The organism is Novosphingopyxis sp., assembly GCF_965218915.1.
GTDB lineage: Bacteria > Pseudomonadota > Alphaproteobacteria > Sphingomonadales > Sphingomonadaceae > Novosphingopyxis.
Genome location: NZ_OZ244708.1, coordinates 2,255,647 through 2,282,512, shown reverse-complemented (window position 1 = coordinate 2,282,512; position 26,866 = coordinate 2,255,647). Strand labels below are relative to the sequence as shown.

Genomic DNA, 26,866 nt, shown 5'->3' with positions numbered 1-26,866 from the left:
GCGCCCCTTTAGAGGCCCAATGATGCCACCACGTTTCGAGTTCCGCATCTCCGCCCGCGACGGCAAGGCGCGCACCGGCGAGATCCGCATGCGTCGCGGCACTATCGCCACGCCTGCCTTCATGCCGGTGGGCACCGCCGCCACCGTCAAGGCGATGAAGCCCGCCGATGTGCGCGCGAGCGGCGCGGACATCATCTTGGGCAACACCTATCATCTGATGCTGCGCCCCGGCGCGGAGCGGATCGACCGGCTCGGCGGGCTCCACCGGTTCATGGGCTGGGACCGCCCGATCCTGACCGACAGCGGCGGCTATCAGGTGATGAGCCTTTCGGAGCTGCGCAAAATCACGGAAGCGGGGGTCAGCTTCAAGAGCCATCTCGACGGCTCGAAGCATATGCTCTCGCCCGAACGATCGATGGAAATCCAGGCGCTGCTGGGGTCCGATATCGTCATGGCGTTCGACGAATGCCCGCGCGCCGACCAGCCCCGCGAGGCGGTCAAGGCTTCGATGGAAATGAGCATGCGCTGGGCGCGGCGTTCGCGCGAAGCGTTCGACAAGGGCAAGACGGCGGGCACGTCCGCGCTGTTCGGCATCCAGCAGGGCGCGCTCGACAAAGGGCTGCGTGCGCGCTCCGCCGAGGCGCTGCGCGCCATCGGCTTCGACGGCTATGCCATCGGCGGGCTGGCGGTGGGCGAGGGGCAGGAGGCGATGTTCGCCACGCTCGATTTCGCGCCCGATATGCTGCCCGAGGACGCGCCGCGCTACCTCATGGGCGTCGGCAAACCCGACGATCTGGTCGGCGCGGTCGAACGCGGTGTCGACATGTTCGATTGCGTGCTGCCGACGCGTTCGGGCCGCAACGGGCAGGCGTTCACTTGGGCCGGGCCGATCAACATTCGCAACGCCAAATTCTCCGAGGACCAGAGCCCGCTGGACGAATGCTGCGGATGCCCGGTATGCGCTGGCTGGACGCGGGCCTATGTCCACCACCTGATCCGCGCCGGGGAAATGCTGGGGGCCATGCTGATGACTGAACATAATCTCTATTTCTACCAGCAGCTTATGGCCGCCATGCGAGAAGCGATCTCAGCAGGCAATTTTGCCGTGTTCACTGCGGATTTCCGCGCGTCCTACCGCAAGGCTTCCGCCTGATGCCGTCGGGTCTTGCCGCGCTGCTCGATGATGTTGCCGGAATTGCCAAGCTCGCCGCCGCCTCGGTCGACGATGTCGGCGTTGCCGCCAGCCGTGCGGGAACCAAGGCAGCCGGGCTGGTAATCGACGACACCGCCGTCACGCCCAAATATGTCACCGGTCTAAGCCCGGAGCGCGAACTGCCGATCATCTGGAAGATCGCCAAGGGATCGCTGTTCAACAAGCTCGTCATTCTGGTCCCGGTGGCGATGCTACTCAGCGCGTTCCTGCCCTGGGCGCTTACGCCGATCCTGATGTTAGGGGGGACCTATCTGAGCTTCGAGGGCGCCGAAAAAATTCTGCACAAATTGTTCGGCAATGACCACAAGGAACAGGATGCGGTCGAAACGCTCAATTCCGCCGAACTGGAGAAGCAGCGGGTGACCGGCGCGGTGCGCACCGACATGATCCTTTCGGCCGAGATCGTGGCGATTTCGCTGGGCGAGATCACCGATCAGGCGTTGATCACGCAGGGAATCACGCTCATCGCGGTGTCGATCGCGATCACCGCGGGCGTCTATGGCGCGGTGGGGCTGCTGGTGAAGCTCGACGATATCGGGTTGCATCTGGCCAGGGACGAAGGCGCGATGGCGGGCTTCGGACGGGGCCTCGTCAAGATCATGCCCTATGTGCTGAGCGCGATCACCGTGATCGGCACCGCGGCGATGCTATGGGTTGGCGGCGGGATCATCGTCCATGGGCTGGAGAGCTTCGATCTCAGCACGCTTCCAGATGCGATCCACGGCGTCGTTCACGGCGTGGAAGAAAGCGCGGGCGGTATATTGGGCTGGCTGAGCGAGGCGGCGCTGTACGGCGTGGTCGGTATCATATTGGGATCGGTGGTGGTCGGCCTGCACAGCCTGTGGGTGAAGCTGCGTAGCGGGCATTGAGCGTTTCGGGATATCCTGCCTCCGCCACCAAAACCGTTCGTCCTGAGCCTGTCGAAGGACTGTCCTTTCTTTTCCGTAAGCTTGGACCAAAGAAGGACAATGCTTCGACAAGCTCAGCACGAACGGAAATTGGATGGTGAAAGCACCGTCCTTTCAGCATTCGGCGGGACCCGCTAAGCCAATAGCGTGCCCGAATCCCCCAGCTTCCCCAATGCGCTCGAACGCGCCCGCGCCAACAGTCCGTTCCTCGCGCGGCTGATCGAACAGCGCCCCGCCGTTGCCGCGCTGCTGCAGGACGGGGATGCAGAGGCCGCGTTGGCCCTGGCACGCGAAGAAGGGGAGGCCCGCGCCGACATCTCCGAAGGCCTGCGCATCGAACGCGGGGGCGTGGCGCTGGCCGTTGCGATCGCCGATCTGGCGGGCGCGTGGGACCTGACGCGCGTCACCCGCACGCTGTCCGATTTCGCCGACCGCGCCTGTACCCAGGCCGTCGCCGCCGCGATCACCGTACGCACGCCCGGTGCTACGCCGCAGGGTTTCGCGATCATCGCGCTGGGAAAACATGGTGGGCGCGAGCTCAATTACAGTTCGGATATCGATCCGATCTTTCTCTACGACCGCGAGACGCTGCCGACCAGGGACGGGGAGGAACCGGCCATGGCGGCGGTGCGGATCGGGCGGCGGATCGTGGAGCTGCTGCAGGAACAGACGGCGCATGGCTATGTCTTCCGGGTCGATCTCCGGCTGCGCCCTACTCCCGAAGTTAGCCCGATCGCGCTGCCGATCGCAGGCGCGATCTCGCATTATGAAAGCTCCGCCATGGCGTGGGAGCAGGCGGCGTTCATTCGTGCGCGGGCGGCGGCGGGGGACATCGCGTTGGGGGAGCGCTTTCTAGAGGCAATCCGGCCGTTCATCTGGCGGCGCTCGCTCGATTTCGGGCAGATCCGCAATATCGACACGATGCGGCGCTCGATCCGCGATCATTATGCCGGGGGCCAGGCGATCGGGCCGGGCTATGATCTGAAGCGCGGGCGCGGCGGCATTCGTGAGTGCGAGTTTTTCGTGCAGGCGCAGCAGCTGATCCATGGCGGGCGGAACGAAGGGCTTCGCGGCGCGGACACACGCACTTCTCTCGCCGCGCTGCGCGATGCGGGCCATGTCCCGGCCGAGGATGCCGAGACGATCGCGGGCGCGTATGAGGTGCTGCGCACCGCTGAGCACCGACTGCAGATGCTGCACGACCGCCAGACGCACGAAATCCCCAGACAGGCGGAAGAGCGCGACGCGGCGGCGCGGCTGCACGGACTGGCCGATGGCGACGCACTGATCGGCTGGGTGAAGCCGCCGGCGCTGCGCGTCGATGCGATCTACAGTGCGTTTGCCGACTGGGAGGAGACCGAGACGCCGACGCTACCGCTGGACGACGACCGGCTCGACGCGTCGCTGCGGGCGTTCGGCTTCGACGATCCGGCGGGGCCGGGGCGGCTGGTGCGGCGCTGGCGTAGCGGCAAGCTGCGCGCGATTCGCAGCGAAAAGGGGCGCGAAGGGTTCGAGGCGGTGCTGCCCGCTCTGCTCACCGCCGTCGCCGCCGCGCCCGATCCGGCGCGAGCGCTCGCCCGGCTCGATTCGATGTTCGAGCGGCTGCCGAGCGCGATCAATTTCTTCGATCTGCTGATGGCACGTCCCGCCCTCATCGCATTGCTCGGCGATCTGCTCAGCTACACGCCCGTGCTCGCCGACCAGCTGGCGCGGCGCGCCGATCTGATCGACCGGCTGGTGGAGCCGGACGCGCGGACGCTTCCCGGGTCGATCGAGGAGATCGCGGAGGCGCTGCAGCCACCGCAAGCCGGTGATTATGAGCGGTTTTTGGACCGGGTGCGCGCCGATGTCGGCGAAATGCGCTTCCTGCTCGGCGCACAGCTGATCGAAGGTAAGGTCGATCCGCTGGCCGTCGCGGGCGGTTACGCACGGCTGGCCGAGGCGGCGACGCAGGTGCTGGCGGGCCGCGCGATCGCCGAGTTCGAGAGCGCGCATGGCAGGGTGCCGGGCGGCGAACTGGTGATCCTGGCGCTGGGACGGCTCGGCGGGCGGGCGCTGACCCATTCGTCCGACCTCGATCTGATCTTTCTGTTCACCGGCAGCTATGAAAGCCGCTCGGACGGTGAGCGCCAACTGGGCGCAACCGATTATTTCAACCGTCTGTCGCAGCGCGTGATCGCCGCCCTGTCGGTGCCAACGGCGATTGGCGCGCTGTATGAGGTCGATACGCGGCTGAGGCCGTCGGGCGCGCAGGGGCCGCCCTGCGTGTCGCTGGCGAGCTTCGAGACTTATCAGCGGGAAAAGGCGTGGACCTGGGAGCATATGGCGCTCACCCGCGCGCGCGCGATCTATGGACATGACGAGGCACGGACAGCGGTCGGCGCGATCCTGTCGGCTGTACTGCGCGATCAGACGGCGACCGATCTGGCGGCGGAGGTGCGCAGCATGCGCGGGCAGATCGCGGCGCACAAGCCGCCCTCGGGCCCGCTCGACGTCAAGCGGCTGCCGGGCGGGTTGATCGACGCCGAGTTCGTGATCCATTTCCTGCAGCTGACGCACAAATGCGGGCTGCATCCCGAGCTCGATCTGGCGGCAGAGGCGCTGGTGGAGGGGGGGCACCTCGAACCGGCATTCGCAGAGGCGCGGCGGTTCCTGACGCGGCTGCTGATCCTCGTGCGGCTGGTATCGCCCGATTGCGCCGAGCCGCCGGTGCCGGTGCGCGGCCTGATCGCGCAAAGCCTCGAGCTTGCCGGCTGGGACGCGGTAATGGCGACGCTCGACGATGCGCGCGCCGTGGTGATAGCGGCCTGGGAGGGCCCGCTCGGCCCGCGCGACACGCTACCACAAAAGGAATAGACTATGGCCGATACGCTCCCCGATCTGACGCTGACCGACGACACAGGTCAGCCCGCGCCGCTGAAAGATTATCTCGGCAAGCCGCTCGTGCTGTTTGTCTTCCCGCGCGCGAACACGCCGGGCTGCACCAAGGAAAGCATCGCCTTTACCGAGCTGCTGGGCGATTTTGCCGAGGCGGACGCGGCGGTGGCGGGCGTGTCCAAGGACAGCCCGAAGAAGCTTTCGAACTTCCGCGAGAAGCAGGGGCTGACGGTGGATCTGCTGTCCGATGCCGAGACCGATCTGTCCGAACAGCTCGGCGTGTGGAAGGAGAAGCAGATGTACGGCAAACGCTTCATGGGGCTGGAGCGCAGCACCTTTTTGTACGGCGCCGACGGCACGCTGGTGCGCGCATGGCGCAAGGTCAAGGTGACGGACCACGCCGAAGAGGTGCTGGAAGCGGTCCGCGCGCTTTGATGCGCGGCATATCCGAAGCCTGCGCGCGGGTTCTGACCACGCCGGAGCCGCGCAGCAAGCTGATGGCCGCTCGCAAGACGGCGCGTGACTGGCGGCTGGGCAAGCTGGAGCATCGCTTCGATACGCCGATGCCGGATGCGCCACGGCGGCCGGACAAGCCCGAATTGCTGGCACCCAACCGCATGCCGCGGCGGGGCAAGGCCGGCTCGGACAAGGGCCGCATCGCGCTGCTCCACGCGCTAGCGCATATCGAATTCGCCGCGATCGATCTGGCGTTCGACATGGCCGGTCGGTTCGGCGGGCAGTTTCCGCGCGCCTTTGTCGATGACTGGATGAAGGTGGGCGCGGACGAGGCGATGCATTTCGCGCTACTCGACCGGCGACTGCGGCAGATAGGGAGCCATTACGGCGCACTCCCGGCGCATGACGGCTTGTGGGAGGCGGCGGCAAACACCGCGCATGACGCGATGGCGCGGCTCGCCGTGGTGCCGATGGTGCTCGAGGCGCGCGGGCTCGATGTCACTCCGCAAATGGTCGAGCGCTTGCTCACGGCCGGAGACGATGCTTCGGCGCGCATCCTCCAGCGCATCTATCAGGATGAAATCGCGCATGTCGGCTTCGGGTCGAAATGGTTCGACTAGGGGTTTCGAAACGCAGTCGAAACGGCGTGTCAAGAATCTGAATCGCCCGCAAATCTTTGGGTTTCGTTAATTTCTCGGCATTTTCGCAGAGGCCTGAAGCCTCCGTTTAACGACTCGGCGCGCCATCAGGCCGGTCTGACGCTAGAATTTTATGGAGAGCTTGCATCCAGCCATTCAACTCGGCTTTAAGCATGATGAAGGGGCGGGCAGCTATCATTTGCTCGCATAGGTACCGAGGAAGCGGTGTTGCCGCACATCTTCCGAAGAACAAGGGTTGGACTTTTATGCTTTCTCGTCTTTCGGCCGGTGGCCATATCGTGTCGTTCGCGCTTGCAGCATGTGCTGTCGCCATGCCGGCTCATGCAAACAGCAGCGCATCCGATGCCTTTCAAATAGACGATCAGCTGGAAGGTTCCGAAAAAATTATTACCCCGCTCGGTGAAGCCGATGCGAACTTCAAACAGTTGTTCGACGTGTGGAGCGGCCGCGATACCGCCGGCAAGCCGCATATCGAAGTCGCGATCCCCTCGATCCAGCCGATCAGCGATTATCGTCTCACCAGTTATTTCGGCTATCGTACCGATCCTTTCAAAGGGCGCCGCGGCAACCACAAGGGCATCGACATGGCCGCGCCCACCGGTACGCCGGTCTATGCCACCGCCGACGGCATCATCGAGCGTGCGGGCTGGGTCAACGGCTACGGCAATTTCATCGAGATCGAACATGGCAATCAGGTCGAGACCCGCTACGGCCACATGTCGCGCCTCAATGTCGAGTCTTATCAGCGCGTCAAGCAGGGCGACCTCATCGGTTTCGTCGGCTCGACCGGCCGTTCCACCGGCAGCCATCTCCATTACGAAGTGCGTATCGCCGGCGAGCCGGTCGATCCACTGTCCTTCATGAACCAGCTTAACGGCGCTTTACTAGCGGCGGACGATAGTGCTATGGATGCGGTAGGCGGTCCGAACGATTAACCCCGTTCCCGTCTACAGGTCACCTTTGGGAGAGGGTGCAAAGACTGGGGCGCGCAGGGCCAAGGCCTTGCCGCCCCTTTTTATCGCTCCTATCTTGAAGCCATGACCGAGGTTTCCATCATCCTGCTGCCCGCCGCCGCCCACCGCGTGGCCGTGATCGCCGAGAAACAGGGCGTTCCCGCGATCCTGCGACTGTCGGTCGAAGGTGGAGGCTGTTCGGGCTTTCAGTATAAATTCGGCATGGCAGACGCGGTGGAAGACGAAGACACCGTGGCCGAGGAGGCGGGCGTCAAGCTCGCCGTCGATGCGGTCAGCCTCGATCTGGTGCGCGGCAGCGCGGTCGATTTCGTGGAGTCGCTCGGCGGCAAGCATTTCGAGGTGACCAATCCCAATGCCGCCTCGGGCTGCGGCTGCGGGACCAGCTTTTCGGTTTGAGCTAAGGGCGGCGCCTGATGGTGCACGTTTTTACGCTCGATTTGCTGGATTTAAATATTGCCGTCATTCCGGCTCGACCCGGAATTCAGGCGACAAAGCACCTCCGTGGGCCCTGGATTCCGGATCAAGTCCGAAATGACGGAGGTTTGGAATGCTGTATGCTGAGGGGCGGTGCCAACTTAGCTGACAAGCGATCAGGGCGCCGCTAACACCCGAGCCATGCTCATCGCCAGTTTCAACATCAACGGCGTCAAGGCGCGCCTGCCGCGGCTCATCGAATGGTTGGAGGAGCGCCGGCCCGACATCGTCTGCCTGCAGGAACTGAAGAGCGCGGACGAGGGCGTTCCGGTCGCCGAACTGGAAAAGGTCGGATATGGCGTCCTGATTCACGGCCAGAAAGGCTTCAACGGCGTCGCGATCCTGGCGCGCGGCGCGGAGCCGAAGGAGGTTCGCCGCGGGCTGGGGGGCGATCCCGACGACGATCATTCGCGCTATCTGGAGGCCGATGCGCACGGTATCCGGATCGTCAGCATCTACCTGCCCAACGGCAACCCCCAGCCCGGCCCGAAATTCGATTACAAGCTGCGGTGGATGGAGCGGCTGCGCGCGCGTGCCGCCGAAATCTGGGCCGAGGAAGTGCCCGCGGTGCTGGCCGGCGATTACAACGTCATCCCGCACGATCGCGATACGTTTTCGGTCCGCGCGATGCAGGATGACGCGCTGATGCAGCCGCAATCGCGCGCGGCTTATCGGCGCTTGCTCGCCGACGGCTGGACCGACGCGCTGGCGACTCAGCATCCGGCGGGCGGCGTGTGGACGTTCTGGGACTATCAGCGCGGCGCCTGGCAGCAGGATCACGGCTTTCGCATCGATCATCTGCTGCTCTCGCCGGAAACAGCGGATCGGCTGCTCGCCAGCGGGGTCGACAAGGACTATCGCGGGCGTGAAAAGGCCAGCGACCACGCACCGACCTGGATTGAACTCAAGGACATTTGATGCTTCGTCAGACCGGAATAGCCGCCGCTCTTTTCGGCGGGACGATCATGACCGCCGGCCCCGCCATGGCGCAGGACGATGGCCCGCGCAATTGCCCGGACCGGCCGGGGCTGGGCAGCAGCACCTGTTCGACCGAGCCGGGGCGGCTGAGCGTCGAGATCGGCATCGGCGGCTGGACCATCGACAAGACCGACGATGCGCGCAGCGACAGCGTGTCGGTCGGCGACAGCTTCCTGCGCTACGGCGTCGACGACAAGACCGAGGTGCAACTGGGCTTCACCGCCTACACGCATAATTACGAGCGCACCGGGGATGTCATTTCCGAGGACGGCGGCTTTTCCGACATCCGGCTGGGCGTGCGCCGCAATCTGCTCGGCAATGATGGCGGCGACGTGGCGTTGGCGGTCGAGCCCTATGTCACGCTGCCGGTGGGCGACAACTCCGTGTCGGCCGACGACTGGAGCGCGGGCGTGGTGGTGCCGGCGAGCTTTTCGCTGGGATCGGGCTTCGGCCTCGGCGCGACGAGCATCGCCGCGGCGTCGGTGGACGCGGATGGCGACGGACGCCATTTTTCGGCGACCGAATATCTCGGCATCGCCCATGCGGTCGGGCAGAATCTGAGCGCGACCGCCGAGCTTGGGCTGACCTATGACGACGATCCGTCCGGCGACAGCTGGGCGCCCGTCGCGTCGATCAGCGTCGGCTGGACGCCGCGCGGCCTGTTGCAGCTCGATGCCGGCACGGTGGTCGGGCTCGACGACGACAGCCCTGACGTGCAGGTCTATATCGGCATCTCGAAACTGTTCTGAGCGGCTCTCAGAGCGTCTTTTCGTAGATCGTGTAGCAGCGATTGATATTGCTCTCGATCGCATCGGCGATCGCGATCATCCCCTGATTGTCGTCGAGGATCCAGCCGATCTCGCCGCGGCTCGCGCCATAATGATCGACCGAGGCGCGGCGGATATATTCGATCATCATAAAAGCGAGCTGGCTGGCGAGGCGGCTGCCCTGATGCTCCTTCAGCACGCCCATCAGCGGCACGCGCATGGTGCGCACCTGCGGATTGCGCAGCCATAGCAGAAGCTTGGCCCAGCCCAGCGGCCATAGCGACCCGTTCAGGTCCTTCAGCGGCTCGTTGAGATCGGGCAGCGTCATCATGAAGGCGACCGGTTTGCCCTCCAGCTCTGCGATGCGAATCAGGTCTTCCCTGACGATCGGTTTCAGCTTCTTGCCGGCATAGGCGATCTCGCGGTCGGTCAACGGCACGAAGCCCCAATTGTCCGACCATGCGTCGTTGAGGATCGACAGGATGGTCGCGGCTTCCTCGGCGAATTTGGACTTGTCGACCTTGCGCACCACGATCCGGCTGCTGCGCTCGCCCGACTGGATGATGCGGTTGATCAGCGGCGGAAATTGCTGGGCGATGTCCAGTTCCCAGGTGCTCAGATGCTTGACCGGCTGATAACCGGCGGCCTCGATCCAGTCCTGATATTCCGCCTTGTGGTGGCCCATCATCACCGTGGGGCTGTGGTCATGGCCCTTGGTGAGCAGGCCGGGCTCGTCCCATATCGAGAGCGACAGAGGCCCGAGCGAGCGGGTCATGCCCTGATCGCGCAGCCAGTCCTCGGCCGCGGCGATCAGCGCGTCGCCAATTTCCCGGCTTTCGGCTTCGTACATGCCGAAATTGCCGGTGCCGGGGCCCATGCCCTGCTCGGCCGGCTGGGCGAGCGCGAGTTCGTCGATATGGGCGGAGATACGCCCGACTACGCTGCCGTTCTCGCGTGCGAGAAACAGCTGCAGGCGCGCGTGATCGAAAAACGGGTTCTTCTTGGCGTCGAGCAGTTCGCGCACGTCGCTGCGCAGCGGCGGCACCCAATGCGGGTCGCCGGCATAGAGGCGATAGGGCAACTCGATGAAGTCGTTTTCATCGGCCTTGGTGGCGACGGGATAGATCTGGATGTCAGTCATCGGCGGCTTTCGCAGGAGCACATGGCGACGATACAGGCAAGCCTCGGCATTGCCGGCAGCAGGTCGATTTGAATTTGCCGACTCGCCGCCTCAACCGACTCACAAAAGGCTTATTGCGAACGAACGAGCTTTGTTGCGAACGGAAGTTCGTAAAGGGCGCGATACGTCCCCCCCTCTTCGCTTCCCGGACGAATCGGTTCAAGCTTCCACGCGTGCGACTGAAGATGGCGGGGCAGGTCGACAGGAATGCGAAAGGCGGGCGAATCCATCATCGGTCTCCATGATCGGCAAAAGCAGAACATATCATGAATGCTGCCGTGTAGGAAAGAGCATAGAACGGTTGGCAATGGCTGAGTTTGAATTCTCCCGCTTCCACTTGCGGAAGCGGAGCGAGACTTACGAGCTTGCCCGTTAGTCGCAGCGGTGAGGGAAAGCCCCACAAATATGATTAGCGCTGCTCCATCGATGGCGCTGGCGCGCCATCCACCCTCATCCAACTACGAAAACCGCATATTCAAACTGACCCGCTACCCAGCGGTTTCCAGCGATCCGCTACCCGTCGGACTTTTGCTGCGAACGGCGGCGCGGATGGCCGGAGGCGATTCCTCCCGAAAGTTCCTTCACCCACGGATAGCTCTTGGCGACCTTCTCGTCATAACCCAGGTTGAACACCGTAGCCGAGCGCTTGGGGATATCCTTGCGGTGATAATAAGTGCGGAAAACCTTGTCCCAGCCGAAATTGGTGATGCCGTAATTGCCGCTTTCGTGGTGGAAATGATGCTCCAGATGGCGCTGCTTCATATAGCCGATCAGCTTGCTCTTCGGCTTGAACGCCAGATGCTGCATGCAGTGCACGAACTCGTAATAGCAGGTGGTGAGCAAGCCGGTGGCGAACGCCGCCGCGGCGCCGCCGATGCCGCCGATCCAATAACCGATCGGCAAGGTGGCGACCGCGATGGTCGGCAGCGTCGTGTAGAGCGCGCCGAACAGCACCTCGAGATGGTTCGGGTCCTGATGGTGATCGTAATGGATGCGCTTCCAGGTCTTGGCGAACATCTTGCGCTTGTACATCCATTGCCCGTGCAAGACGAAGCGGTGGAGCATGTACCAGACCAGCGGATAGATCACGATGCCCGCGAGGATCGATCCTGCGGTGGCGAGCGGCGTGGTCGGATAAAAAGCGAACATAGCGATGCTTGCCGCGCTCAGCAGGAGATAGGAAATGATCGTGTAATGCTGGAAATAGGCGATCACCAGATCGCGAAGGTTCATCCGGTCCAGATAATGCGACCGGTTCCAGAAATTGCTCGATGCGGCGTCCGCGCTGGCCATGGCCTGTTTCCTATATCTCGTTCGTTGCGCGCATGTCCGACAACTGGAATGCGGCAGGAATACTTGTCGCATTTCTTTGCGGCGGCTTTACGACGCATAGGCTATCCTCACGACATAATTATGTCGCGATTGATCGGGGATGAAGCAAGTGGTTCCGCTTCACTCTTCGGATCGAATCAGCACCGTCTCGCCGACCAGCAAGAAAAGAACGAACGGCGCCCAGGCGGCAACGAACGGATCGTAAGCCCCAAGATTGCCCATGGCGAGCGCGAAATTGTCGGCGACGAAATAGGCGAAGCCAAGCGCCATGCCGATCACCACGCGCACAAAGGTCTTGCCCGCGCGCGCCAGCCCGAACCCAGCGATCGAACCGAGCAGCGGCATCAGGATCGAAGCCAGCGGGCCGGACAATTTGTGCCACCGCGCGGCTTCGGCGGATGCGGTCGGGCGACCGGCCGCGCGCTGGTCGTCGATCGCCTTGCCCAGATCGGCGAAGCTCAGGCTGTCGCCGTCGAGCGCGGAGATGGTGAAGCGGCTGGGCTCGACACCCAGTCCGAACCGCACCTTGCCCAGCGCGTTGGTTTCGGCGGTGGCAACGCTGAAGCTGGCGGCGTCATCCAGCGTCCAGCCATTGTCGATCCAGCGTGCCGACGGCCCCTGGACCACGGCGCGTAGGCCTCCGTTGGTCCGGTCGTTGACCCGCACACCCTTCAGGATCATCGATGGGCCGCTGCCGATTACCGTGTCGGCATGGATCAGGTCGTCGCCATCGAGCACCCAGATCCCGGTGCGGATGTCGCTGTCACGCGGGACTTCGGCATAATCGACCGCCTGCCACGCGCTGAGCTTGGCGCTGGTCGGCGCCAGCACGGTATCGTTGAAGATAAAGGTAAGGCAGGCGACGCCGACCGCTGCGACCACCAGCGGCGCCAGAATCTGGTGCGCGGACAGGCCAGCCGCCTTCATCGCCACGATCTCGCTGCTCTGGTTCATCCCCGCCAGCATGATGAGCGTGCCCAGCAGCACGGAAAAGGGCAGGAACTGCGCCACCACCTGCGGCGTGCGCCAAGCGATATAGGTCATCACCTCGTGCGAGCCGTTGCCGGGCACTGCCAGGATATTGCTGCTCTGGCGCAGCAGATCGAGGCTCATCAATATGATCACCAGCATCGCCAGCACCGCGAAACTGCGTTTAAGGAAGGTCTTGGCCATATACCAGGACATGGTCTCGGAGGGGAAGAAGCCGACTTGGTTCACGGTATCGTAGGCTCGGTCTGTTCGCTACGCGACCGCCCGATTCTGAAACGGCGGCGCAGCCATTTGGCGAACTTGTCGACACGCTTCTCGATCGCACCGATCGGCTGTCCGCCGGGCACGTAGGCAAGCACATAATACATCCAGATGATCAGTGCGGCGAACGCGAAGAAAGGCAACCATAACGAGACGAAAGGACTGGTCCGGCCGAGTGCGGCCACGCCCTCGCCGAATTCGTTGACCTTGTGATAGGTGACCAGCAGGATGACGGAAAAAACGATGCCCAGCGCCGATGTCGATCGTTTGGGCGGCACCGCCAGGGCCAAGGCGAGTAGCGGAATGAGCAGCATTACCGCCAGTTCCACCGCGCGAAAGTTGAAATTGGCCCAAGCCGCGTTGCGAGTCTCCACGCTGAATGACGGATTGCGGGCCACGCTCAGCAACTCGAAAAAGGTATTTTCCTGATCCTTCACGCCGCCGCGCATGCGGAAGCGGTCCATTTCCGGGAGGTCGATCGGCAGGTCCTGCAGCGAAAAGGTAAGCACGCGGGTGCCCTCGAACTTGGGCGATTGCTGGATCGCGGTGCCGTCGCGCAGCCGCAGCAGCAGCAGGTTGGGATCGTCGGTGCTCAGGAACTGGCCGCTTTGCGCGGTGGCGGTGAAATGCTCGCCCTGCTTGGTGCCGACATCGACGAAGATGCCGGAGAGGTCGGTGCCGTTGTCCTGACTCTGTTCGACGCGCAGCGTGATCCCATCGCCGAGCTTGTTGAACTGGCCGACCTTGATCGAAGCACCGAGCGCGCCCGAGCGAAGATCATATTGCAACTGCTCGTAATAATAGAGCGCATAGGGCTGCAGATAGCCGACGATGGCGACGTTCACCGCGATCAGGCCGAGGGCGTAGAAATAGGGCACGCGCAGCAGGCGGCGATAGCTGATGCCGACGGCGCGCATGACATCGAGTTCGGAGGTGGTGGCGAGGCCGCGAAACGCCATCAATATGCCCAGCATCAGCGCCAGCGGGATCGCCACGGAAAAATATTCGGGCAGCAGATTGGCGAGCATGCGGAACACCACCTGCACCGGCCCACCCTCGGCGGCGACGAAATCGAACAACCGCAACATCTGGTCGAGCACCAGCAGCATCGCCGCGATGACCAGCGTGGCGAGCAGCGGAATAGCGATCCGTCTGGCGATATATCGGTCGTTCGCGGTCAGGAATTTCAACTTATCGTCGCCCGATTTCCCAAATTCTGCCGCAAATGGCTGCGATAACCCCAGACAATATGAGGGGAATAATATCGGCGGCACCGCGTTCCGGCCGCTGCCGATATAGTCAAACGGAAGTGAAAGACCATGAAATATTCCATAGCAGCAGTGGCAGCGTTCGGTGCCGTATTGCTCGGGGCCGCGCCCGCCAACGCCCAATATGCTGACGAGATCAGCAACGACCTTTCCCAATGCGATGGATCGAGTTCGGCGCTGCTGGTCACGGTTACGGGCTTCAAGGGGACGGTCAACCGGGTGCGCGTCGTCAGCTACCGCGCGCTCGACAGCGACTGGCTGAAAAAAGGCCGCTGGCTCAACCGGATCGACACGCCGGTGCGCGCCAAGGCGATGAAATTCTGTCTGCCTATGCCAGGCCCCGGCGATTATGCCGTGGGCGTGCGGCACGATTACAACGGCAATGACGACGACGATCCGTTCAAGGACGGTTGGGGCATGACCAACAATCCCTCGATCGGCCTCGGCGCGCTGCTGGCCGGCGGATCGTTCGGCAAACCGCCGGTGTCCAAGGCCCGCGTCAAGGTCGGCAGCGGCGTTACGCCGGTCACCATCAAGCTGAAATATCCCTGACCTTCTGCCGCGCTCCTGCAATTTACGAATAGAGGCCGATACCGCGGAGATCGATCATGGCCCACCGCCTGCGCTGAGCGGTATCAAATCACATCGACCTTTTTGCCCGCGCGTTCGAACATGCCCAGAATCTCGTCGACCTGTTCGCTCGAATGCTCGGCGCAGAGCGAACAGCGCAGCAGCGTCATGTTCGCGGGCGTCGCCGGCGGGCGGGCGAGGTTGACGTAAAGGCCTTCGTCGAGCAGCGCTTCCCACATCGCCGCGCCGCGTTCCAGATCGGGCATGATCACCGCGATGATCGCGCTCTGCGCCTCGTTGGTGCCCAATGTGAAACCGCGCTGCTTCAGCCCGGCGTGCAGTTTTTTCGAATTTTCCCACAGATGCGCGCGCTTGTTGCCGCCATGTATGAGCTTGCGGATCGAGGTCGCGGCGGTCGCGACCACGCTGGGCGGCAGCGAGGCGGTGAACACATAGGGGCGACAGACCAGCCGCATCACCTCGAACTTGGGATGGTTCGAGACGCAGAAGCCGCCGACCGTGCCAACGGATTTGGAGAAGGTGCCGATGATGAAATCGACATCATCGATCACGCCCTGCGCTTCGGCCACGCCGCGGCCGTGCTCGCCGATGAAGCCCATCGAATGCGCCTCGTCGACCAGCACCATGGCGCCCGCTTCCTTGCAGACGCGGACCATCTCATTCAGCGGCGCGACATCGCCGAGCATCGAGTAGACGCCCTCCAGCACGACCAGCTTGCCGGCCTCGGCGGGCAGGCGTTTCAGCCGCTTCTCCAGCGCCTCGACGTCGTTGTGGCGGAACGGCACGATCTGCGCATCGCCCAGCGCGCAGCCATCGTAGATCGAGGCATGGCTGTCGATATCCAGGAGAATATAATCCTCCTTGCCGGCGATGGTCGAGATGATCCCGAGATTGGCCTGATATCCGGTGGAGAAGACCATGGCGTGGTCCATGGCATAGAATTCCTTGAGCGCCTCCTCGCACTCGCGGTGGCCCTGATAGGTGCCGTTGAGCACGCGGCTGCCGGTGGTGCCGGTGCCGAATTCGTCGAGCGCCGTCTTGCCCGCCTGGATCACATCATCGTCGAACGTCATGCCCATATAATTGTAGGTGCCGAGGAGAATCGTCTCCTTGCCGTTCACCACCGCCACGGTGGGTGATCTGACCTGCTCCATCACCAGCGAAAAGGGATCGCGCTGGCCAGTCGAGAGCAGGTCCTCGCGCTGCTGGATGAGCGCGTCGAATTTGGAGAAGAGGTCTGTCATGAGGCCTAAATCCGTTCGGGCTGAGCCTGTCAAAGCCCTATCTTTGTTTGAAAAGAAATACGGCCCTTCGACTAGCTCAGGGCGAACGGGACAAGCTCAGCTCTTGAGCTTGGCCACGGCGTCGACCAGCTGGCCGACGGTCTCGATCTCGGCCTGCATGTTCATGGTGATGATGATGTCGAACCGATCTTCGATCGCGGCGACGAAGTCCATCACCGTCAGACTGTCCCATTCCAGGTCCTTCTGGAAACTCGTGCCTTCCGTTACGGCGACGCCCTTGGCGTTGAAGGGTTCGATTTCGGTTTTGATATCGTCGAGCAATAGATTTCTGTCGGACATGCAGGGGAGCCCTTCTTGGTTCGGTTCATGGTCGCTTGGCAAGCGAATGCGGCATGGTCAAGGCAGGCGGGTCAGAGGAAGCGGGCCGGTTCGAGTTTGTTCCCGGGGCTGGGCCGACGGGCCGCGCACAAGGCTTATTGCGAATGAAAGGGCTTTGTTGAGAGCGGAAGTTCGCAAAGGTCACGATACGTCCCCCCCTTTCTGTCTCCCCGCCCGAGCAGGTGCAGGATTACGCGCCCGCCGCCAGAAACGGCGGGGCGGGGCGGCGGGAATGCGAAAGGCGGGCGAATGCATCATCGGTCTCCCCGGTTGGCGAGCCGGGAACATAGCACGAACATGGCCATGTAGGAAAGACTGATCCGGCCGCCGATAGGCAAGCTATCGCAAAGCGATCAGCTGGTTGGAGGGGGGGGTGGCGCAAAGCGCGTCGAGGTTTTCGCTGTAAACAAATTCGTCATTCCGGGCTCGACCCGGAATCCAGGGTCCAATGGCAGTTTCATATCGCTCTGGATTCCGGATCAAGTCCGGAATGACGGTTATTGAAGGGAGATTTCTTTCAAGTCTCGCTCTTCTCCCGCGCGAGCGGCGGGGGAAATTGGAGCTGCTCCTGTCGCAAATTCAGGCCATCTCTCCGTTTGAATCCGCACCGCCGCTGCACTGCCAGCGAGAAGAGAAAGGGCCTATTGAAACGAATCCGCGATCGCCTCATAGCCAGCCTTGCTCGCGGTACCAGCGGGCGGTCGTCGCCAACCCGTCGGGCGTCCTGATGCGCGGGTTCCATATATCGGGCGGCGGACGGCGGGCGGGATCGATCGTCCAGTCGGGATGTGCCAGATAACGCGCCCGATCGGGGGTCAGCCGCGCCGCGCCGCGCCGGATTAGGCGGTCGACATGGCCGCCCAGCAGCATGAGCGGGGCGGGGATGGAAAAGATCTCGATGCTCCGGCCCACCGCCGCGCCGACCGCGCGGGCGAAACCACGATGGCTCCAGCCACCGTCCCGGCCGTCGTCGGCTTCGTAAACTTCCGCCGTCGTCCGTTCCGAACGCGGCAGCAGCGCCACCAGCAGCGCGGCGAGGTCGTCGACGTGGATCGCCGATATGCGGCCCTTCGGCGGCAGCAGCACGATCCCGCGCTTTGCCATCCTGAACAATTCCAGCATGTCGCGGTCGCCCGGACCGTAGACGGCGGGCGGGCGCACCGCCGTCCAGTCGAGCATCGAGGTCGCGACCAGCCGCTCGCCCGCCAGCTTGGTTTCGCCATAGACGGACAGTTGCGGACGACGCGCGGCGAGCGAAGACACATGGACGAAGCGTTTCACCCCTTGCGCCTTGGCCGCCGCGATCATGTGCAGCACGGCATCGACATTGCCCGCCTCGAAGCCCGCGCGCGTCGGCGCGTTGGTGGCACCCGCGATATGCAGCACCGCGTCCGCGCCGTCGCACAGCGTTTCGAGCGCGGCCCGGTCGGCGAGATCTCCGGCAATCCAGGTTACGCCGCCGCGTGCGGGTTGCTCGCGGCGGGTAAGAGCGCGCGCGCGATATCCCACGGACAGTGCGGCCGAAAGCGTGGCGCCGCCGACGAAGCCGGTCGCCCCGGTTATCGCCAGCGTCTGTCCCGTATTTATGACCATCTCAGCGCAGCGGGGACCAGTCGATCACATCGCCCTCGCTGTCGATCTCGTCGACCGCGCGCCGGCGCTCGATCGAGCTGCGCGGGGGCAGATGTTCGAGCACCCGGTCGAGCAGCGCTTCCATCCCCTGGCCGGTCGCGGCGGAGATGGTGAACAATGCTATCCCTGTATCCTGCAGGCTTTTGGCAACGTCGGCCATCAGTTCCTCGCCGAGCAGATCGCCCTTGTTGAGCACGACGATTTCGGGCTTCTCGCCCAGCCCGCCGCCGTAATTTTCCAGCTCGGTCCGGACGGTGTGATAGGCGTCCAGCGGCTTGTCGGCGGCTCCGTCGATCAGGTGGATGAGCAGGCGGCAGCGCTCGATATGGCCCAGAAACCGGTCGCCGATCCCCGCGCCTTCCGCTGCGCCCTCGATGAGGCCGGGGATATCGGCTAGCACGAACTCGCGCGATTTGTGCCGCACCACGCCGAGCTGCGGGATGATGGTGGTGAACGGATAGGCACCGACCTTGGCGTTGGTGCCCGTCACCTGATTGATGAAGGTGGATTTGCCCGCATTGGGCAGCCCGACCAGCCCGACGTCGGCGAGCAATTTCAGCCGCAGCCAGACGTCTCGTTCCTCGGCCGGCCAGCCCATGCCGTGCTGGCGCGGGGCGCGGTTGGTGCTCGATTTATAGCTGGCATTGCCGCGCCCGCCATCGCCGCCGCGCAGCAGCATCACTTCCTGCCCCTCTTCGGTGAGATCGGCGAGCAGGCTGCGCTCTTCGTCGTCGGCCAGGATCTGCGTGCCTACCGGCACCTCGATCACCATGTCCTTGCCGCCGCCGCCGGTGCGATCGCGCCCCATGCCACCTGTGCCGCGCTGGGCGCGGAAATGCTGGTTGTAGCGAAAGTCGATGAGCGTGTTGAGGCCGGGCACGGCGACGAACAGCACATCACCGCCCTTGCCGCCATTGCCGCCATCGGGGCCGCCATATTCGACATATTTTTCGCGGCGAAAGCTCACCGCGCCGGGGCCACCGGCGCCGGACTTCAGATGAATTTTGGCTTGATCGAGAAAATGCATGCGGTCGCCGTTAAAGCAGAGCGGAGGGGAAGGCCAGTTTCATGGGACAGCCGCGCAGCTGGGGCAGGCGGCAAATTAGCCTTTGCAGCACTGCGGCGCGCCCGTTATAGCGCGCCTTTCCCGGTTAAGGGGCCGTAGCTCAGTTGGGAGAGCGCGTCGTTCGCAATGACGAGGTCAGCGGTTCGATCCCGCTCGGCTCCACCAGATTTGATCGCGGAAAACAGTCCGGGGGACTGTTTTCGGTCAAATCTCCCGAGCGCAAGCGAAGGGTGTCTCAGCGCAACCTGAATGAAGCGCTGCGATATCTGGGCAGAAGCTGCTCCGTCCTCACCCGGCCGCCTTCCACTTCGCCACCCGGTCGGCCAGCCGCATCTCGGCAATGTCGCGCGCGCGTTCGCGGGGCAGGCCGAGCGAGGCGGCGAGCGGACCTCCCATCAGCGCGTCGCCCAGCGCCATCAGCACGAGACCGAGCGTGCTTTCCTGCAATTCCTCGCCGATATCGCCCGACAGGTTGAGCCGATCCACCAGATCGTGGATCGATTCCACGATCGGATCGAGCGCGTCTTCATTGCCCGAGGCGAGCATCCAGGCGGCCAGCGCGCCGCCGCCCTCGCGGTCGAACGCATCAAAGGTGAGATCGACGATATCGCGCGATGTCGCCTCGCCCGCGCGGGTTTTGAGCACGGTCGCCGCGATCGTGTCGCAGATCGAGCGCGCGTGAAAGATGGCGAGCGCACGTTGCAGGCCCGAAGCGCTGCCGAAATGATGCAGCAGGTTGGCATGGGTCTTGCCGATGCGCGTGGCGACGGCTTTCAGCGTCACCGCCTGCGGGCCGCTTTCGAGCAGAATTTCACGCGCCGCCCCGAGCGCCGTCATCCTGCTTTCTTCAGGGCTGAGACGACGGCGGGTGATGGGCGCTGTTGTGGGCATCAGTGTCAGGATCCTCAATCTCGGATTGTCCAGTAGAGCCGCTTTTGCACCGCTGGCAATGTCCGAGGCTTAGTGATCTCGGCCGCATACAGGGTAGATGAATGGTGAGCGAGATACATCCGAAACGGATTATTCTATTCAATCTTCCAGTGCGTTAACCAAAGGCTTTAGCTCTTCCTTGCCCGCAACCTCTTCATGACCAACCCGAAAATTCATTCCGGGGGATATTATGACGAGCCGCAATATCTTTCATCAGCCAATAATCAAGCGACGACGCTTTCGCTATGATCGCAAGACAACTCCTGATCGACACTGGTTGGGCGGCGATCCGGTCGTCACCTCATTCTTCAACTCGCTTTCGGTCGTGTTTCCGCTAGGCGAAGCATTCTTCATCGAATGCGTTCGTCCGTGGCAGCATAGGGCCGGCAAAAAGCTTGGCGCGGACATCGCCGAATTCATTCGCCAGGAATCAGCCCATGGCCGCGAGCATCTCGCGCTCAATCGCGGATTGGTGGATGGCGGATATGATATGAGCGCACTTGTGGCGGTGGTCGAAAACGTCGTCGACACCATGCGCGGTAAGAATGCGGCGGCTCGGATCACCTATACGATGTGCGTCGAGCACCTCACCGCGGTCATGTCTTCGGCGATCTTGCGCGACGAGGCATTGCTGGCCAGAGCCGAGCCCGAGATGCGCCGCATCTGGTCTTGGCACGCGGTCGAGGAAATCGAGCATAAGGGCGTGTGTTTCGACACTTGGATGCTGGCGACCGAGGACTGGTCGCCGCTGCGCCGCTGGTTGACGCGCTCGATTACGATGGCGCTCGTCACCGCCGGTTTCGTGAAAAATCGTTTCAGTGGCCAGATCAATCTGCTGCGGCAGGATGGCTGGAGCGCGCGGCGTTCCCTGCCAGCGATCATCGCCTGCGCGTTCGGCAGGCGCGGCCTCGGCCGGTCCGCCATGAAGGATTGGGCGGCGTTTTTCCGTCCCGGCTTCCATCCCTGGCAAACCGACGACCGTTACCTCATTCCGATGGGCGAATCCGCTTTCGCCGACGCCGCGACACCGACTGCGACGCCGAAGAGGATTGTGGAACCCGCTCCGCATCCCTTGCAGGACGCACGCGCCGCCTGATATCGACTCATCCCGCTGCGGGCTGAACAATGTGCCGGGCCCTGTCCGCGCCTCGGACCGACCATTCGAAATGCCGTGACGGGCTCATCGCCTTGCGGCCTTCGCTCCAGCGCTGCTCGACGGCGCCTGTCTCGTGGAAGCCGATCTTGCGCAACACCGCACCGGACGCGGGATTATCGACGAAATGCGTTGCCGACAGCCGGCCATGTCCCAGCGCCCGCGCTATTGCGACGAGCGCCTTGCCCGCTTCCGAAGCATAGCCCCGGTTCCAGCTGTCGCAGCGGATCCAATAGCCGAGCACGATCCGCCCCTCGCGCTCGTCCAGCCCGCAGGTGCCGAGAACGCGCGGGCGATCGGCCTGGCGGTCGACGACCAGCAAATGGGGCAGTGGGTCGGCGGCGGCCGTTTGACAATAATGCAGCGCATCGGCGGGACGATACGGCCATGGCAGGCGGGCCAGATTGCGAGCGATCCGCAGATCGTTGGCGGCATCGTAAAGGTCGGCGGCATCCTCCGGCCATGGCGGCCGCAGCAGCAATCTGGGGGTTATCGCGAACATTGCATCTTTTCTCCCACCGGTCTGCCGAAGCGCCTGCAAATCCCGGCGGATGACGGGAAGGCGAAACCGGCGTTGCGGTTTTCCGGAAAGGAGATGATTCGTCGCGTCGGCCGGCGCAGTTGCCGCTGCCCAACAAAAAAGGGAGCCGGGCCGGCCCGTCTCCCTTCCGAAAATCGAAGCTTTATCAAGAGCTTCCGGGCCATCCCATCGGGACGGCCCTTTATCGACCGTCCGCTTATTCCGCCGCTTCCGCGGCCATGTCCACCGACACATATTTGCGGCCCTGCTTGCCGCCGTGGAATCGGACACGACCCTCGACGAGCGAGAACAGGGTGTGATCCTTGCCCAGGCCGACATTGGCACCCGGGTAAATCTTGGTGCCGCGCTGGCGCATGATGATGTTGCCGCCGACGACATGCTCGCCGCCGAACTTCTTCACGCCGAGACGCTTGCCCGCCGAATCGCGGCCGTTGCGCGAAGAGCCGCCTGCTTTTTTATGTGCCATGGCCGATTACCCTTCTTTTTCTTCGTTCTTGGCGGCGTTCTTCGACGGCGCCTGCTTGGTCACGCTTGTCGCCTTGCCCTTGCCCTCGGCGGTCGCCTTTTTGGGCGTGGCCTTCTCGGCGGCAGCCTTTGCCGGCTTGACCGTATCGTCACCCTTGTCGGCTGCGGCCTTTTTCGGTGCTTCCTTCTTGGCGGCGGGCTTGGTCTCGGCCTGCGCGTCGTCTTCGGCGTTCTTGGGCTCGGCAGCCTTTTTCGGCGCAGCCTTTTTCTTCTCGTCGCCGATCGACAGAATCTCGAGCAGCGTGACCTGCTGGCGATGACCCTGTTTGCGGCGATAATTGTGGCGGCGGCGCTTCTTGAAGACGATGACCTTGTCGGTCTTGTCCTGCGCAATGATGCGCGCGCCGACGGTGAGCTTGGCGACGTCCTTCATGTCGGCGCCTTCGCCGGCCATCAGGATGTCGTCCAGCGTCACGCTGTCACCGGCTTCACCGGCCAGCTTCTCGACGGCAATTTTGTCTCCGGCGGCGACGCGATATTGCTTGCCGCCCGTGCGCACGATCGCGAACATGGGCTATACTCGGGTTGAGGTCTAAAAATTGCGTCCGGCGCGAAAAACCAAAAGGCACGAAGCCACCGGCTTCGCGCTGGAATGGCGTCAGCTAAGCGGCGGGGCGGTGCTTGTCAACGCTTTTTCGGGCGGTAGAGCGTCCATAAGCGGGGCTATTGCGGCCCGCCGATTGCGCCCTTACAGCCGGATCATGAAACGGCTCTTCAGTCCAGTGCCTCCTTTGCTGTTGGCCGGTTGTCTGACCGGTTGCCTTCAGGGGTCGGGTTCCTTTCCCTCATTGCAGCCGCGCCCGTATGAAGTCGATCCGGGCAGAGTGGCCGAGCGGCCGGACGACCAGCCCGAACCGCCGCGCGCGCCGGTGGTCACGCCGCTGTCCTACGAGCAGCGCGTGGAAGTCGAGGCGGCTCAGGACCGTCACCGCGCCGCCGACGCCGCATTTCGCGGCGCCCTGCCCTCCGTGCGCGGCGCGGTGGCCGCCGCCGCCGGTTCGGCGCCGGGCGGGGAAGCCTGGGTGGTGGCCCAGCAGGCGCTGTCGCGGCTCGAGGCGGCCCGCACACCCAGCGCGGAGGCGCTTGCCGATCTCGACCGTCTGCTGACCGAGCGGCTGGCGCAGGAGCAGCAGGGCGCGGCCGCCGGGGGGGCCGAGGACATCGTCACCGCCCGCGCGGTCATCGAGGCGGCGGTGCGCGACCAGTCGATGATCCTGTCCGGCCTAGCGCGGCGCATCGGCTGAACCGGATTTGCCGGGTTCCTGCAACGCCGGCACCGCTTCGGCCGCATCCTCGGGCGTAATGCCGGGCGGCGGGATCGCCGACAGCTTTTCCTCGCGCCGCGCGACCCGGCCCGCGCGCTGCACCGCATCCACCAGCCGCGGATAGACCCCGCAGCGGCACAGATTGGGCAGGCCCGCCTCGATCTCCTCGCGCGTGGGATTCGATGTCTTGCGCAGCAGCACCGCGGCGGCCATGACCATGCCCGGCGTGCAGAAACCGCATTGCACCGCGCCGGTGGCGGCAAAGGCCTGCTGCACCGGATGGCTGCGATCGCGCGACAATCCCTCGATCGTAGTGACGAAACGCCCCTCGATCTCGGCGATGGTGACCAGGCAGGAGCGGATCGCCTCGCCGTCGATGTCGACCGTGCATGCCCCGCAATCGCCGGTGCCGCAGCCATATTTGGTGCCGGTAAGGTTGGACGCCTCGCGCAGCGCCCAAAGCAGCGGCGTGTCCGGATCCATGCGATATTCCACGGGGCGGTCGTTGACGGTGAATTTGGTCATGCGGGCATGCGGGACGGGGTGGCGAGGTTGGCGGTTTGTAAGGTGACACGGATGACAGGGCGTCCGCCGCAAATTCGGTTGAGGCGTTGTCCGCTATCGATGAACTGAGTAGAGGGGCGGGGGTGGATTTGCATGGCCAAAGGCTAGCCGACAGGTCCTATTGTAGGACAGCGATTTTTCTGGACGTGGAGATCTTAACGCCAGCGATTGCCAAACGTCCAACCTCGATAGCCCAGCTTGAATAGCAGAGCCTCGTTGCTCCCGCGGAAGCGGGAGCCCATCCCGTGCCAGCGAGCGAACGCTGCAATCTCGATCACCCGCAGGAAATGATCCACGTGCGCCCGATCGACATGCTTCGTGTGATAGGGAGACGCGGGATGGGCTTCTGCCTTCGCAGGAGCGACGGGGTTTGGTGAGAACCCGCTCGCTCCACCGCCTCAGTCGCGCCAGCTCTGGTCGATCCTGTCCACCTTGCGCACCATGGCGGCGAAGTCCGCCGCGCCGGGCCCGCCGGGCAGCTGGGTCTGGTGTAGATCGCGCTGGTGGACCTTGATCACCTCGTCCGACACGCCAACGGCCTTGCCCATCGACAGGGTCGCCAGCTGAATCTCGCAGGCGCGCTGGAGCGCCCAGTGCGTCACGAAAACCTCGGGCAAGGTCCGGCCGAGCACCACCGGTCCGTGGTTCTTCAACATGAGCACGCGCTTGTCGCCCAGATTGGCCCGCAGCCGCACGCCCTCATCCTCGCGCACGGTGATCCCCTCGAAATCATGATAGGCGATCTGGCCGATGAAGTTGCAGGCATAGAAGTTGATCGGCTGCAGCCCGCCCTCCAGCGCGCTGACCGCCATCGTCGCGGTGGTGTGCGTGTGGGCGATGGCATGCGCCCAGTCGAGCTCCCGGTGGAACATCGAATGCTGGACGAACCCGGCCTTGTTCACGGGGTAGGGGTTATCATCCAGCTGGTTGCCGTCGATGTCGATCTTGACCAGATTGGAGGCCTTCACTTCGCTGAACAGCAGGCCGAACGGGTTGATCAGGAACGCGTCCTTTTCGCCGGGCACTTTCACCGTAATGTGGTTGTAGATCGATTCGGACCAGCCCATCATGTCGAACACGCGGTAGCAGGCGGCCAGCTGCTGGCGGGCTTCCCATTCGGCTTCGCTCATCCTGGTTTTGGGTTCGGTGCGGGTATCGACGGCGGTGGCCATGGAGGCGGTCCTCTCGAAAGTTGTGCTTTGAAACGGAGTTTAGCGGATTTCGGTGGGGGATGTAAGTGGCGAGCATAAATCCTCCCCGGAACGGGGAGCGGACCGTTCGCGAAGCGAATGGTGGAGGGGGCTTGCCGGATCGAGCCTTGCTCGAATTCGAGAGCCCCCTCCGTCAGCCCTAGCGGGCTGCCACCTCCCCGTGAGCGGGGAGGATTTGCATCTGCTGGCGAAAAGGCTTGTGTTTTGCTATATAGACTGTAACAGCCCGCAGGATTTTGCCGCCCGCGAGGTGCGGCTTTTTTATTGTCACGCCCGGGGCAGGGCGAAACCGAATTTGGAGTGACGGAATTTTATGCAGATCATCGTTCGCGATAACAATGTCGACCAGGCGCTGCGCGCGCTCAAGAAGAAGTTGCAGCGCGAGGGGGTGTACCGCGAGATGAAGCTGCGTCGTCATTACGAGAAGCCTTCGGAAAAGCGCGCGCGTGAAAAGGCAGCCGCCGTGCGCCGCGCGCGCAAGATGGAGCGCAAGCGCATGGAACGAGACGGTTAGTCCCGCGCCTCTACAGCAACATTTTCGAGACGGGCGCCTGCGGGTGCCCTTTTCATATCCGGCACGCTGGCCTACGGCCAGGCGACTTGATACTTAGACGAGGCCGCTTTTCATGTCCGTAACCGCCGTTCCGATTCGCCCGGTCAAGCAGGGCACGCTCACCACGTTCTGGATCGGCATCGCCGTGCTGGTGGCGGTCGCTGCCTTGCTGGTGTGGCTTGGCACCGCGTCGTTCAACGCGAAGGGCGATGCGCTGCCGGGCGGCGCCACCATCGAGACGCTGACCGAAGGCGAGGGGCCGAGCCCCGCGGCGGACGATTTCGTGCTGGTGAACTATACCGGCAAGCTGCGGGACGGCACCGTGTTCGATCAGGGCGAGCGTGCGCCGCTGCAGGTCGACGGCGTGATCCCCGGCTTTTCGCAAGGTCTCCAGAAAATGCAGAAGGGCGGCAAATATCGCCTGCATATCCCGGCGGACCAAGCCTATGGCGCCGAGGAAAAAAGCGATCCGCAGACCGGCAAAGCGGTGATCCCGGCCAATAGCGATCTGGTGTTCGATGTCGAGCTGGTCGATTTCAAGTCGAAGGCCGAGGTGATGCAGCTGCAGCAGCAGATGATGATGCAGCAGATGATGCAGCAGGGCGGCCAGCCGGGAGCGGGCGGCGCGCCGGGCGAGGAGCCGGGTCAGTAAGGGACGCTCTCTGATTTTGAAATTCGTCGCTCCCGCGAAGGCGGGCCTATCCCGTTTTTCAAATGGGTCAAAGGCTTGTCGATCCGGGCAGCTTTGGAATCCAAGCCTTGCGCTGTACCAACCAGCCTGACCGTTTTCACGGGCGCGGGATAGGCTCCTGCCTACGCAGGAGCGACGAGGCTTATCGTTTGGCGATTATGCACCTTGCAAACCCGTTTCATTTG

27 protein-coding genes, 1 tRNA gene and 1 pseudogene are annotated in these 26,866 nt (G+C 63.6%); 15 read left to right on the top strand and 14 right to left on the bottom strand.

The window, feature by feature from the left end:
• Positions 1-22 precede the first annotated feature (22 nt).
• The 9 genes and pseudogenes from tgt to ACOQPC_RS10650 all read left to right on the top strand — a co-directional run bounded on the left by tgt (position 23) and on the right by ACOQPC_RS10650 (position 9,288).
• Positions 23-1,153, top strand: a complete 1,131-nt coding sequence (gene tgt / locus ACOQPC_RS10690; protein WP_420608123.1) for a tRNA guanosine(34) transglycosylase Tgt — start codon at positions 23-25, stop codon at positions 1,151-1,153.
• Positions 1,153-2,082, top strand: a complete 930-nt coding sequence (locus ACOQPC_RS10685; RefSeq protein WP_420605714.1) for a DUF808 domain-containing protein — start codon at positions 1,153-1,155, stop codon at positions 2,080-2,082. The genes tgt and ACOQPC_RS10685 overlap by 1 nt, the downstream gene beginning before the upstream one ends.
• Positions 2,083-2,268: 186 nt before the next feature.
• Positions 2,269-4,977: a bifunctional [glutamate--ammonia ligase]-adenylyl-L-tyrosine phosphorylase/[glutamate--ammonia-ligase] adenylyltransferase gene (gene glnE, locus ACOQPC_RS10680; protein WP_420605713.1), complete on the top strand. Its 2,709-nt coding sequence runs from the start codon at positions 2,269-2,271 to the stop codon at positions 4,975-4,977.
• 3 nt (positions 4,978-4,980) lie between these two features.
• Positions 4,981-5,433 carry a peroxiredoxin gene (locus ACOQPC_RS10675; protein WP_420605712.1) on the top strand — a complete coding sequence of 151 codons (453 nt, stop codon included), beginning with the start codon at positions 4,981-4,983 and terminating at the stop codon, positions 5,431-5,433.
• Positions 5,433-6,263: pseudogene (locus ACOQPC_RS10670) on the top strand (ferritin-like domain-containing protein). Before ACOQPC_RS10675 ends, ACOQPC_RS10670 begins: the two are co-directional and overlap by 1 nt.
• Before the next feature lie 2 nt (positions 6,264-6,265).
• A complete protein-coding gene (locus tag ACOQPC_RS10665) occupies positions 6,266-7,048 on the top strand; it encodes a M23 family metallopeptidase (RefSeq protein WP_420605711.1) in 783 nt (260 codons plus the stop codon).
• A 102-nt stretch (positions 7,049-7,150) separates the two neighbouring features.
• Positions 7,151-7,483: a HesB/IscA family protein gene (locus ACOQPC_RS10660; protein ID WP_420605710.1), complete on the top strand. Its 333-nt coding sequence runs from the start codon at positions 7,151-7,153 to the stop codon at positions 7,481-7,483.
• Between the two features lie 219 nt (positions 7,484-7,702).
• The gene (gene xth, locus ACOQPC_RS10655; RefSeq protein ID WP_420605709.1) at positions 7,703-8,479 is read left to right on the top strand and encodes an exodeoxyribonuclease III; all 777 of its coding nucleotides are present in this window, start codon (positions 7,703-7,705) and stop codon (positions 8,477-8,479) included.
• Positions 8,479-9,288 (top strand): transporter, encoded by an 810-nt coding sequence (locus ACOQPC_RS10650; protein ID WP_420605708.1) that lies wholly within the window; start codon positions 8,479-8,481, stop codon positions 9,286-9,288. The genes xth and ACOQPC_RS10650 overlap by 1 nt, the downstream gene beginning before the upstream one ends.
• Positions 9,289-9,295: 7 nt before the next feature.
• Here the strand turns inward: ACOQPC_RS10650 and ACOQPC_RS10645 are convergent, their stop codons facing one another.
• From ACOQPC_RS10645 to ACOQPC_RS10630, 4 genes are all read right to left on the bottom strand, one after another.
• Entirely contained in the window at positions 9,296-10,447 is a 1,152-nt protein-coding gene (locus ACOQPC_RS10645; RefSeq protein WP_420605707.1) for an N-acetyltransferase, read from the bottom strand.
• Between the two features lie 552 nt (positions 10,448-10,999).
• On the bottom strand, positions 11,000-11,779 hold the full coding sequence (locus tag ACOQPC_RS10640) for a sterol desaturase family protein (RefSeq protein WP_420605706.1): 780 nt from the start codon (positions 11,777-11,779) through the stop codon (positions 11,000-11,002).
• Between the two features lie 159 nt (positions 11,780-11,938).
• Positions 11,939-13,036 (bottom strand): LPS export ABC transporter permease LptG, encoded by a 1,098-nt coding sequence (gene lptG, locus ACOQPC_RS10635; RefSeq protein ID WP_420605705.1) that lies wholly within the window; start codon positions 13,034-13,036, stop codon positions 11,939-11,941.
• Positions 13,033-14,259 (bottom strand): LptF/LptG family permease, encoded by a 1,227-nt coding sequence (locus ACOQPC_RS10630; RefSeq protein ID WP_420605704.1) that lies wholly within the window; start codon positions 14,257-14,259, stop codon positions 13,033-13,035. Before ACOQPC_RS10630 ends, lptG begins: the two co-directional genes overlap by 4 nt.
• A gap of 129 nt (positions 14,260-14,388) precedes the next feature.
• Between ACOQPC_RS10630 and ACOQPC_RS10625 the strand changes: the two genes are divergently transcribed.
• A complete protein-coding gene (locus ACOQPC_RS10625; protein ID WP_420605703.1) occupies positions 14,389-14,889 on the top strand; it encodes a DUF2141 domain-containing protein in 501 nt (166 codons plus the stop codon).
• An 83-nt stretch (positions 14,890-14,972) separates the two neighbouring features.
• Here the strand turns inward: ACOQPC_RS10625 and spt are convergent, their stop codons facing one another.
• The 4 genes from spt to obgE all read right to left on the bottom strand — a co-directional run bounded on the left by spt (position 14,973) and on the right by obgE (position 19,209).
• Complete coding sequence (gene spt, locus ACOQPC_RS10620) at positions 14,973-16,172, bottom strand: serine palmitoyltransferase (protein WP_420605702.1); 1,200 nt, start codon at positions 16,170-16,172, stop codon at positions 14,973-14,975.
• A gap of 96 nt (positions 16,173-16,268) precedes the next feature.
• The gene (locus ACOQPC_RS10615) at positions 16,269-16,511 is read right to left on the bottom strand and encodes an acyl carrier protein (RefSeq protein ID WP_420605701.1); all 243 of its coding nucleotides are present in this window, start codon (positions 16,509-16,511) and stop codon (positions 16,269-16,271) included.
• Between the two features lie 705 nt (positions 16,512-17,216).
• Positions 17,217-18,143: an SDR family oxidoreductase gene (locus ACOQPC_RS10610; protein ID WP_420605700.1), complete on the bottom strand. Its 927-nt coding sequence runs from the start codon at positions 18,141-18,143 to the stop codon at positions 17,217-17,219.
• A 1-nt stretch (position 18,144) separates the two neighbouring features.
• The gene (gene obgE, locus ACOQPC_RS10605) at positions 18,145-19,209 is read right to left on the bottom strand and encodes a GTPase ObgE (RefSeq protein ID WP_420605699.1); all 1,065 of its coding nucleotides are present in this window, start codon (positions 19,207-19,209) and stop codon (positions 18,145-18,147) included.
• Between the two features lie 128 nt (positions 19,210-19,337).
• Here obgE and ACOQPC_RS10600 point away from each other — a divergent pair.
• A tRNA-Ala gene (locus ACOQPC_RS10600) sits at positions 19,338-19,413 on the top strand.
• A gap of 123 nt (positions 19,414-19,536) precedes the next feature.
• Here the strand turns inward: ACOQPC_RS10600 and ACOQPC_RS10595 are convergent.
• Complete coding sequence (locus ACOQPC_RS10595; RefSeq protein ID WP_420605698.1) at positions 19,537-20,085, bottom strand: TetR/AcrR family transcriptional regulator; 549 nt, start codon at positions 20,083-20,085, stop codon at positions 19,537-19,539.
• Between the two features lie 283 nt (positions 20,086-20,368).
• On the opposite strand from ACOQPC_RS10595, the gene ACOQPC_RS10590 reads away from it, so the two are divergent.
• Complete coding sequence (locus tag ACOQPC_RS10590; RefSeq protein ID WP_420605697.1) at positions 20,369-21,274, top strand: metal-dependent hydrolase; 906 nt, start codon at positions 20,369-20,371, stop codon at positions 21,272-21,274.
• Between the two features lie 7 nt (positions 21,275-21,281).
• On the opposite strand, the gene ACOQPC_RS10585 is transcribed toward ACOQPC_RS10590, so the two are convergent.
• The 3 genes from ACOQPC_RS10585 to rplU all read right to left on the bottom strand — a co-directional run bounded on the left by ACOQPC_RS10585 (position 21,282) and on the right by rplU (position 22,908).
• Positions 21,282-21,833 (bottom strand): GNAT family N-acetyltransferase, encoded by a 552-nt coding sequence (locus ACOQPC_RS10585; RefSeq protein WP_420605696.1) that lies wholly within the window; start codon positions 21,831-21,833, stop codon positions 21,282-21,284.
• Between the two features lie 235 nt (positions 21,834-22,068).
• Positions 22,069-22,338: a 50S ribosomal protein L27 gene (gene rpmA / locus ACOQPC_RS10580; RefSeq protein ID WP_420605695.1), complete on the bottom strand. Its 270-nt coding sequence runs from the start codon at positions 22,336-22,338 to the stop codon at positions 22,069-22,071.
• A gap of 6 nt (positions 22,339-22,344) precedes the next feature.
• Entirely contained in the window at positions 22,345-22,908 is a 564-nt protein-coding gene (rplU, locus tag ACOQPC_RS10575) for a 50S ribosomal protein L21 (RefSeq protein ID WP_420605694.1), read from the bottom strand.
• A gap of 313 nt (positions 22,909-23,221) precedes the next feature.
• Here rplU and ACOQPC_RS10570 point away from each other — a divergent pair, with 313 nt between their 5' ends.
• Positions 23,222-23,641: a hypothetical protein gene (locus ACOQPC_RS10570; protein ID WP_420605693.1), complete on the top strand. Its 420-nt coding sequence runs from the start codon at positions 23,222-23,224 to the stop codon at positions 23,639-23,641.
• On the opposite strand, the gene ACOQPC_RS10565 is transcribed toward ACOQPC_RS10570, so the two are convergent.
• Both ACOQPC_RS10565 and ACOQPC_RS10560 read right to left on the bottom strand, forming a co-directional pair.
• Positions 23,621-24,187, bottom strand: a complete 567-nt coding sequence (locus ACOQPC_RS10565; protein ID WP_420605692.1) for a (2Fe-2S)-binding protein — start codon at positions 24,185-24,187, stop codon at positions 23,621-23,623. The genes ACOQPC_RS10570 and ACOQPC_RS10565 overlap by 21 nt on opposite strands.
• 437 nt (positions 24,188-24,624) lie before the next feature.
• Positions 24,625-25,398: a class II aldolase/adducin family protein gene (locus ACOQPC_RS10560; RefSeq protein ID WP_420605691.1), complete on the bottom strand. Its 774-nt coding sequence runs from the start codon at positions 25,396-25,398 to the stop codon at positions 24,625-24,627.
• 352 nt (positions 25,399-25,750) lie between these two features.
• Here ACOQPC_RS10560 and rpsU point away from each other — a divergent pair, with 352 nt between their 5' ends.
• Positions 25,751-25,951: a 30S ribosomal protein S21 gene (rpsU, locus tag ACOQPC_RS10555; protein WP_022672235.1), complete on the top strand. Its 201-nt coding sequence runs from the start codon at positions 25,751-25,753 to the stop codon at positions 25,949-25,951.
• Positions 25,952-26,063: 112 nt separating this feature from the next.
• The gene (locus tag ACOQPC_RS10550) at positions 26,064-26,642 is read left to right on the top strand and encodes an FKBP-type peptidyl-prolyl cis-trans isomerase (protein ID WP_420605690.1); all 579 of its coding nucleotides are present in this window, start codon (positions 26,064-26,066) and stop codon (positions 26,640-26,642) included.
• The last annotated feature ends 224 nt before the right edge of the window (positions 26,643-26,866 follow it).

What these genes read in the sequence shown, in the direction of transcription:
- ACOQPC_RS10625 (WP_420605703.1), top strand. Translation starts at nt 14,389, where the DNA reads ATGAAATATTCCATAGCAGCAGTGGCAGCGTTCGGTGCCGTATTGCTC.
- ACOQPC_RS10645 (WP_420605707.1), bottom strand. Translation starts at nt 10,447, where the DNA reads ATGACTGACATCCAGATCTATCCCGTCGCCACCAAGGCCGATGAAAAC.
- rpmA (WP_420605695.1), bottom strand. Translation starts at nt 22,338, where the DNA reads ATGGCACATAAAAAAGCAGGCGGCTCTTCGCGCAACGGCCGCGATTCG.
- ACOQPC_RS10590 (WP_420605697.1), top strand. Translation starts at nt 20,369, where the DNA reads ATGACGAGCCGCAATATCTTTCATCAGCCAATAATCAAGCGACGACGC.
- rpsU (WP_022672235.1), top strand. Translation starts at nt 25,751, where the DNA reads ATGCAGATCATCGTTCGCGATAACAATGTCGACCAGGCGCTGCGCGCG.
- rplU (WP_420605694.1), bottom strand. Translation starts at nt 22,908, where the DNA reads ATGTTCGCGATCGTGCGCACGGGCGGCAAGCAATATCGCGTCGCCGCC.
- ACOQPC_RS10665 (WP_420605711.1), top strand. Translation starts at nt 6,266, where the DNA reads ATGATGAAGGGGCGGGCAGCTATCATTTGCTCGCATAGGTACCGAGGA.
- ACOQPC_RS10640 (WP_420605706.1), bottom strand. Translation starts at nt 11,779, where the DNA reads ATGGCCAGCGCGGACGCCGCATCGAGCAATTTCTGGAACCGGTCGCAT.
- ACOQPC_RS10550 (WP_420605690.1), top strand. Translation starts at nt 26,064, where the DNA reads ATGTCCGTAACCGCCGTTCCGATTCGCCCGGTCAAGCAGGGCACGCTC.
- xth (WP_420605709.1), top strand. Translation starts at nt 7,703, where the DNA reads ATGCTCATCGCCAGTTTCAACATCAACGGCGTCAAGGCGCGCCTGCCG.
- ACOQPC_RS10560 (WP_420605691.1), bottom strand. Translation starts at nt 25,398, where the DNA reads ATGGCCACCGCCGTCGATACCCGCACCGAACCCAAAACCAGGATGAGC.
- ACOQPC_RS10650 (WP_420605708.1), top strand. Translation starts at nt 8,479, where the DNA reads ATGCTTCGTCAGACCGGAATAGCCGCCGCTCTTTTCGGCGGGACGATC.
- spt (WP_420605702.1), bottom strand. Translation starts at nt 16,172, where the DNA reads ATGACAGACCTCTTCTCCAAATTCGACGCGCTCATCCAGCAGCGCGAG.
- ACOQPC_RS10565 (WP_420605692.1), bottom strand. Translation starts at nt 24,187, where the DNA reads ATGACCAAATTCACCGTCAACGACCGCCCCGTGGAATATCGCATGGAT.
- ACOQPC_RS10660 (WP_420605710.1), top strand. Translation starts at nt 7,151, where the DNA reads ATGACCGAGGTTTCCATCATCCTGCTGCCCGCCGCCGCCCACCGCGTG.
- ACOQPC_RS10685 (WP_420605714.1), top strand. Translation starts at nt 1,153, where the DNA reads ATGCCGTCGGGTCTTGCCGCGCTGCTCGATGATGTTGCCGGAATTGCC.
- tgt (WP_420608123.1), top strand. Translation starts at nt 23, where the DNA reads ATGCCACCACGTTTCGAGTTCCGCATCTCCGCCCGCGACGGCAAGGCG.
- ACOQPC_RS10595 (WP_420605698.1), bottom strand. Translation starts at nt 20,085, where the DNA reads ATGACGGCGCTCGGGGCGGCGCGTGAAATTCTGCTCGAAAGCGGCCCG.
- ACOQPC_RS10610 (WP_420605700.1), bottom strand. Translation starts at nt 18,143, where the DNA reads ATGGTCATAAATACGGGACAGACGCTGGCGATAACCGGGGCGACCGGC.
- ACOQPC_RS10615 (WP_420605701.1), bottom strand. Translation starts at nt 16,511, where the DNA reads ATGTCCGACAGAAATCTATTGCTCGACGATATCAAAACCGAAATCGAA.
- ACOQPC_RS10675 (WP_420605712.1), top strand. Translation starts at nt 4,981, where the DNA reads ATGGCCGATACGCTCCCCGATCTGACGCTGACCGACGACACAGGTCAG.
- obgE (WP_420605699.1), bottom strand. Translation starts at nt 19,209, where the DNA reads ATGCATTTTCTCGATCAAGCCAAAATTCATCTGAAGTCCGGCGCCGGT.
- ACOQPC_RS10585 (WP_420605696.1), bottom strand. Translation starts at nt 21,833, where the DNA reads ATGTTCGCGATAACCCCCAGATTGCTGCTGCGGCCGCCATGGCCGGAG.